The 6,817-nt window shown below is 65.8% G+C and carries 4 protein-coding genes and 3 pseudogenes; 4 read left to right on the forward strand and 3 right to left on the reverse strand.

Going from position 1 to position 6,817, the window contains the following annotated elements; genetic code table 11:
- Positions 1-61: 61 nt before the first annotated feature.
- Positions 62-1,270 (forward strand): IS256 family transposase, encoded by a 1,209-nt coding sequence (locus tag D106_RS0114110; protein ID WP_026280611.1) that lies wholly within the window; start codon positions 62-64, stop codon positions 1,268-1,270.
- Positions 1,271-1,333: 63 nt separating this feature from the next.
- A pseudogene (locus tag D106_RS15010) lies at positions 1,334-1,865 on the forward strand (IS3 family transposase); the annotation flags it as partial.
- A 40-nt stretch (positions 1,866-1,905) separates the two neighbouring features.
- On the opposite strand, the gene istB reads toward D106_RS15010, so the two are convergent.
- Positions 1,906-2,679: an IS21-like element helper ATPase IstB gene (istB, locus tag D106_RS0114115; protein WP_018880427.1), complete on the reverse strand. Its 774-nt coding sequence runs from the start codon at positions 2,677-2,679 to the stop codon at positions 1,906-1,908.
- Positions 2,672-4,141: an IS21 family transposase gene (gene istA / locus D106_RS0114120; RefSeq protein WP_231372881.1), complete on the reverse strand. Its 1,470-nt coding sequence runs from the start codon at positions 4,139-4,141 to the stop codon at positions 2,672-2,674. Before istA ends, istB begins: the two co-directional genes overlap by 8 nt.
- A gap of 132 nt (positions 4,142-4,273) precedes the next feature.
- On the opposite strand from istA, the pseudogene D106_RS15015 reads away from it, so the two are divergent.
- Positions 4,274-4,504, forward strand: a pseudogene (locus D106_RS15015) (integrase core domain-containing protein); the annotation flags it as partial.
- A gap of 16 nt (positions 4,505-4,520) precedes the next feature.
- Here D106_RS15015 and D106_RS15140 read toward each other — a convergent pair.
- Positions 4,521-5,629 (reverse strand): annotated as a pseudogene (locus D106_RS15140) (IS3 family transposase).
- 442 nt (positions 5,630-6,071) lie between these two features.
- Here D106_RS15140 and D106_RS0114135 point away from each other — a divergent pair.
- The coding region (locus tag D106_RS0114135) for an IS481 family transposase (RefSeq protein WP_018880433.1) at positions 6,072-6,817 on the forward strand (746 nt) is incomplete at its 3' end.

The raw sequence follows: 6,817 nt of genomic DNA on the forward strand, positions 1-6,817 counted from the left end.
GAGCGGCCATGGTATTCGGGTTGGTTAGCGACCACCGGAACCCCTCAAGGAGGGCGAGACCATGACCACTCACAAGAGCCAGGCTACTGCGGATCGCACGTCACTGCGAGCGTTATTGGGGACAGACGAGGAACTGATGCGCACGCTGGTGCGCGAGGCGGTCCAGCAGGTCCTGGAGGCCGAGATGAGCGACCAGCTCCAGGCGGCACCGGGCGAGCGCACCGAGGGCCGCCTGGGCTACCGGGCCGGGTACTACCCGCGCACCCTGATCACGCGCGTGGGCAAGCTGGAGTTGCGGGTCCCCCGGGACCGCAACGGCCAGTTCTCCACCAGCCTGTTCGAGCGCTATCAGCGCTCGGAGAAGGCGCTGGTCTCGGCCCTGATGGAGATGTATGTCCAGGGCGTGTCGACGCGCAAGGTCAAGGCCATCACCGAGGAGTTGTGCGATCACGGGTTCTCGGCCTCGGCGATCTCGACCATCAACCGGGGGCTGGACGGCCGCCTGGCGGAGTTCGCGTCGCGGCGCCTGGAGGAGCCCTGCCCCTATCTGATCCTGGACGCGCGCTACGAGAAGGTCCGCGAGGGCGGTGTGATCCGGTCCCAGGCGGTACTGATCGCTATCGGTGTCAACTGGGAGGGCCGGCGTCAGGTGCTGGGGGTGGAGCTGGCCAGTCGCGAGAGCGCGAGCAGCTGGCGCGCCTTCCTGGAGCGGCTACGCGAGCGCGGGCTGAACGGGGTCGAACGGGTGGTCAGCGACGAGCACGCAGGGCTGCGCCGGGCCATCCTGGAGATCCTCCCGGAAGCGGTATGGCAGCGCTGCTATGTGCACTTCCTGCGCAACGCCCTGGACCACCTGCCGCGCAAGGCCGACGACGACTGCCTGCAAGAGCTGCGCTGGCTCTACGACCGCCGGGATCTGACCGAGGCCCAGCGCGATCTGGCGGCCTGGCTGGAGCGCTGGCAGGCGAAGTATCCCCGCCTGTGCGACTGGGTGGAAGACAACATCCAGGAGACGTTGACGTTCTACCGCCTGCCGCGGGCCCATCACAAGCACATGAAGAGCACCAACATGCTCGAGCGGCTGAACGAGGAGATCCGGCGCCGGACCCGGGTGGTCCGGATCTTCCCCAACACCCACAGCTGTCTACGCCTGGTACGGGCCCTGGCCGTCGAAATCCACGAAGGCTGGCTGGAGGACAACCGCTACCTGAACATGGATCTGCTCAAAGAGCACAAGAAAATCCTGCTGAGGCAGGCCGAGGCCGCCTGAGCCATACCGACCAACCGAACATGGCCGACTCACTTCTGCACAACTTGACGCACACAACCCCGCAGGGTATTCCCGATCGCCCCGTCGACATACTTTCCGGCGAAGGCACAGGAACGTGACCCCCAGCGCCTGCCGCCGCGGACCTGGCGGGATGCCGTGTTACGCCATGAGATCCGCCGCATCTGGGGCGAGAACTTCCTGGTGTACGGGGTGTGCAAGGTCTGGAAGCAGTTGCACCGGGACGGCCCGCCGACGGCGCGCTGCACGGTGGAACGGCTGATGCGCAGCCTGGGTCTGCGCGAGGCCACACGGGGTGCCGGGGTGGTCACCACGATCCCGGCCAAGGAGGGTGTCTGTCCGCTCGACCGTGTGCAGCGGCGGTTCGAAGCCGCGCAGCCGAACCCGCTCTGGGTGGCGGATTTCACCTATGTCGCGACCTGGCGCGGGCTTCGTCTACGTGGCCTTCGTGGTCGACGTGTTCTCGCGCCGGATCGTCGGCTGCCGTGCCGCCTCGACCCCGCGTACCGACATGGCGCTGGACGATCTGGAGCAGGCGTTGTACGAGCGTTCGCGGCAGGGTCTCGACGGGCTGATATCTGACGTCAACTACTTTGGCCGGTTGGTCGTCGGTGTTGTCAGACCGCTGAGGCGGTCTTGGTTTTCTTGCGTTGCTCGCTGTGTGCGCGCTTTCTGTAGCTCTCGCCGCTGAGCTCGACGACATGGGCGTGATGGATCAGCCGGTCGATGGCAGCGACGGCCATCATGTCGTCGGGGAAGATGGCGTCCCAAGCGCTGAAGGGCTGATTGGAGGTGATCAGCAGGCTGCCCGCCTCGTAGCGATGGGCGATGAGCTCGAACAGCACCGAGGTCTCGGCCTCGCTGCGTTTGACGTAGCCGATGTCATCGATGACCAGCAAGCGATACTTGTCGAGCTTCGACAAGGCATCCGAGAGCCGCAGGGCCTGCTTGGCGGTCTGTAGCTCCTGGACGAGGACGGAGGCCGCGTAGTGGCGCACGCGCAGGCCCTGCTCGATGAGCGCGTGGCTGATCGCTGCAGCCAGGTGGCTTTTGCCGACCCCGCTTGGGCCGAACAGCAGCAGGTTACGCGCCTGGTCGATCCAGCCCGTCTCACAGGCAAGCGCGCTGAGCTGGTTACGATCGGCGCCATCGATCGCCTGGAAGTCGAACGCCTCCAGTGTCTTGCCGGTCGGCAGGCGCGCTTCCTTGAGGTGGCGCTCCAGGCGCCGGCGCTCACGCTCGGCGAGTTCATACTCGCATAGCGTCGCCAACGTCGTGGCGACGCTCCAGCCATGAGTGGTCGCGCGATCCATGACCTCTTCGTAGCATCCTGCCATGGTGGGCAGGCGGAGCTGACGCAGCAGCAGAGGCAGCGTTGCAGCATCAGCCATGAGCGGCCCCCTGGAGCAGGGCATCGTAGTCAGCCAGCGCATGCTGGCGCGACTGGAGTGTGGGCAGCGGCCCGGATGGCCGTTGCGGGGAGAAGCGCGCTTGCAGTTCCGCCAGCGTGGGACAGTGCCCGCACGCCAGGGCGTGGCTCCGGTACTCGCCGATCGCCGGTGCGCAGTCCTGCTCGGCGGCCAGACGCAGGGCCCCGACCACACGCTTGCACGCGTCCTCGGTGCTCAGCAGCGCACTAAGACGATGGTAGATGCTGCGCCAGTTGGCGTCCGGCAGCAGCTCATCCCGGAAGGCTAGGCCTGCCAGTGCTCGCGGTTTGCGAACCAGCCAGGTAATGACATGGCGGTAGTCGATGCAGCGCTGCCGCCCACTACCCGAGACGACATGCACGCGCGGCAGCGTCATCAGCGCCTGGCCACCATGATGGAGTACGAGCCGGTCGTCGTAGGCATGGATACGCAAGCGCTCGCCGATCAGACGCGCCGGGACCGAGTACAACACGCGAGCATGGGTGAACGTGCTGGAGGTCGTCACCCGCACCAGCGCTTCGGTGTAGTCCACGCCGCGACGACAAGGCAATGGCGCCAGCGCGGCCCGTTCGGCGGCGATGCGCGAGGCGTTCCGGCGGTTGATACTCGCAACCACCTCCCGGATGAAGGCCCGGTACTCGTCGAGGCTGTTGAAGTCCGTCGAACCGCGTAGCTTGAGCCGTTGCCGGATCCGCCGCTTGAGATGGCCATGGGGCGACTCGACGCTGCCGTTCTCGTGACCCCGCCCCGGGGTGTTGCGACTCGGCTGCATGCCGTAATGGGCACACAGCGCTTGATAGCGCTCCGTGATGTCCTGCTGGGCGTTGACGTCGAGGTTCTTGAACGCCGCCGACAGGCTATCCGTGGGGTGCTCCATCGGAACGCCGCCGAGGTGCTCGAGCGCTTCCGCCAGACTCTCGGCCAGCGCCGTATAGCTCTCGCCCCCAAGGATGACCCGCGCATGGCACCAGCCGCTGTAGGCGAGCCGGAAGTGATGCAGCCGATGATCCAGCGTGTGTCCACACACGGTCACCGTCACGTCCTTGAGCACCGTAAAGTCCGACAGGCCCCGCTGCCCCGGCTCATGGTGCTGCGGGAACATCACCTCCTTGTCCGGACCGTGCCGGGCACGCCAGGCCTTGACCCGCCGCTGCAGTGTGCGCAACAGGTGATCCGGGTAGGCCCCCGGATAGCGCTCCTGCAGCCACTCCAGCAGCGTGAGCGCTTGAAGATCCGGCTCCCTGCCGAGTTCGTCGGCGACTTCGTCCCAGACCTCGGCAAACGGATCCGGGCGTGTACGCCAATCCCTCGACTTGCCGCCACCGACGGGCTCGCCAGCGTCAATCCGCCGGGCAGTGCGTTCAGAAATGCCGGCTTTGGCGGCCGCCGCCGTCTGCGTTGTGCCTTTGGATCGCTGTGTCATGAAGACTCTGACCTGTTGCTCGGTGACCGCCATCCCCGCCCCTTGTGGGTCGCTTGGAAGAGCAGTCCAGCTTAGTGGCAACCGGCCAAAGTAGTTGTCGTCGACCGGCCAGAGTAATTGTCGTTAGATAGGCTGATTCATCATTCGGACAGGGGCAGTCAATATCTGTCGATCCGGTACACCGAGCGGCTGCGTGAAGCTGGGATCGAGCCTTCGGTGGGGAGTGTCGGGGACTCCTACGACAATGCCTTGGCCGAGTCGGTCGTCGGGTTGTACAAGACCGAGTGCATCCGTCGCCGGGGTCCGTGGAAGCGACTGGAGGACGTTGAGTTCGCCACCTTGGAATGGGTCGACTGGTTCAACTGTCCACTTCCCCGGATTAGGTCCACGCGTAACTGGAGGTTTCCGGGTGGTGTAGCTGCCGGTATTCGACCGGCATCAGGTCCCCCAGCGACTCGTGGGGGATGGTTTCGTTGTAGTCCTGCAGCCACTGCTTGGTGTGTTCCCGGACTTCGGTCAGCGTTCGGAAGACGTAGAGATCCAGGACCCCACGGCGGTAGCTGCCGTTGAACCGTTCGATGAACCTGTTCTGCATGGGTTTTCCAGGCTGGATGAGGCTCAGTTCCACGCTCCGCTGCTCGGACCAGTCAGCGATCGCGGCCGAGACGAACTCGGGACCATTGTCGAGGCGGAGTTGCTGCGGATAGCCTCGCGAGGCGGCGATACGCTCCAGCACCCGGATCACATGGGGTGCGGACAGATTCAGATCGATCTCCACCGCCAGCGCTTCCCGGTTGAAGTCATCTACGACGTTGAATGTGCGAAAGCGCCGTCCGTCCCACAGCGCATCCGACATGAAGTCCGCTCACCAGCACGCGTTCGGGGCCTCGGTCGACGCCAGGGGCCGGGGCTCCCGTGGTGGCAAGCGGCGCTTACCCTTGCGCCGCAGGTTCAGCTTCAGGGCGCAGTACACGCGCCAGACCCGCTTGTGGTTCCAGGGCAGGCCCCGACGCAGGATCAGCTTGAACAGCTTGCCACAGCCCCGCTCCGGATAGCGTTCCACCAGCTCCTGCAGTAGCGCGATCACCGCATCGTCCCGGTCCGGTCGCTTGCGATACCGCACCACCGACCGCGCAACCCCGGCCGGCTGACAGGCCCGGCGCTGACTCAGCCCGTGGTCCTGCGTCAACGCGGTGACCACACGGCGCTTCTCGTCCGGGCTCAGAGCTTTTTTGTGATCACGTCCTTCAGGGCCGTGTTCTCCAGGGCCAGCTCGGCGTACATCCGCTTGAGCCGGTTGTTCTCGTCCTCCAACTCCTTCAGCCGCCGGACGTCGGCCGCCTCCATGCCGCCGTATTTCGACTTCTACTGGTAGTAGGTCGCTTCCGAGACCCCGATCTCCCGACAGACGTCCTTCACCTTCCGGCCGCCTTCGACCTGCTTCAGCGTCTGAACGATCTGGCTTTCCGTAAACCGACTCTTGCGCATCTCGGCCTCCTTAGGCTCTAGTGTGCCCGGAGACCTCCAGTTTTCAATGGACCAAATTACGGGAAGGCGACATTCGTAGCGCTGGGGTGGCTCGACGGGCTGTAGTGCCCGCAGGCGGTTCAGGCCCTCCCGCCGCAGGATTCGGCTGACGCTGGCCCTCGAGATCCCCGTGAAGGCGGCGATCCGATCCATAGTCCAGCGCTGCCGCCGCAAGGCGATCACCTGGCGCTGGATCCGTCGCGGGGTTCGCCGCGGTTGTCTCCGCGGCCGGGACGAGCGGTCCGCAAGACCCCAACGGCCCGCCTCTAGGTGTGATCTCTCAATAGGTTGTCCACGGGACGACTCCGAAGGATGCTGAGTTTGCGGACTTAGCCATTCCCAAGGAGGACGCCCCGTGAACCTTCATCAAAATGCCTTAATGGGTCCCCGCGGTCGAGAGCGGATGGCTCGCCTGGTCGTGGATCACGGCCTGAGCCTTCGTGCAGCGGCCCGCGCCTTTGACGTGGATCCGAAGACCGTGCAGCGCTGGGTCCAGCGGTTCCAGGAGGCCGGCCGTTCCGGACTTGTGGACCGTTCGTCCCGGCCGCGGAGCCAACCGCGGCGAACCCCGCAACGGATCCAACGCCAAGTGGTCGCCTTGCGGCGCCAGCGCTGGACCATGGATCGCATCGCGACCTTCACAAGGATCTCGAGGGCCAGCGTCAGCCGCATCCTGCGGCGCGAGGGCCTGAACCGCCTGAGCGCACTGGAGCCGGCCGAGCCACCCCGGCGCTACGAACACGAACACCCCGGCGATCTGCTCCACCTCGACATCAAGAAGCTGGCGCGCTTCCGTCACCCGGGCCACCGCGTGACCGGCGTCCGCGCCAAGGACTCCATCGGAGCGGGCTACGAGTACGTGCATGTGGCCATCGACGACCGCTCGCGCATCGCCTACAGCGAGATCCATCCCGCCGAGCGGGCCCAGGATGCGATCGCGCACCTGGAGGCGGCCGTGCGCTACTACGCCACCCTGGGGATCACCATCCGACGGGTCCTGACCGACAAAGGACCCTGCTACCACGCCCGGGCGTTCAGCCAGGCCTGCCGCCGACTGGGCATCCGCCATCGCCGCACCCGGCCCTACACGCCGCGAACCAATGGCAAGGCCGAGCGCTTTATCCAGACCGCCCTGCGCGAGTGGGCCTA

It is taken from the genome of Thioalkalivibrio sp. ALE9, assembly GCF_000377445.1.
GTDB lineage: Bacteria > Pseudomonadota > Gammaproteobacteria > Ectothiorhodospirales > Ectothiorhodospiraceae > Thioalkalivibrio.

Excerpts from the sequence above, each read along its gene's own strand:
- D106_RS0114110 (WP_026280611.1), top strand. The coding sequence starts at position 62 with ATGACCACTCACAAGAGCCAGGCTACTGCGGATCGCACGTCACTGCGA.
- istB (WP_018880427.1), bottom strand. The coding sequence starts at position 2,679 with ATGGCTGATGCTGCAACGCTGCCTCTGCTGCTGCGTCAGCTCCGCCTG.
- istA (WP_231372881.1), bottom strand. The coding sequence starts at position 4,141 with ATGACACAGCGATCCAAAGGCACAACGCAGACGGCGGCGGCCGCCAAA.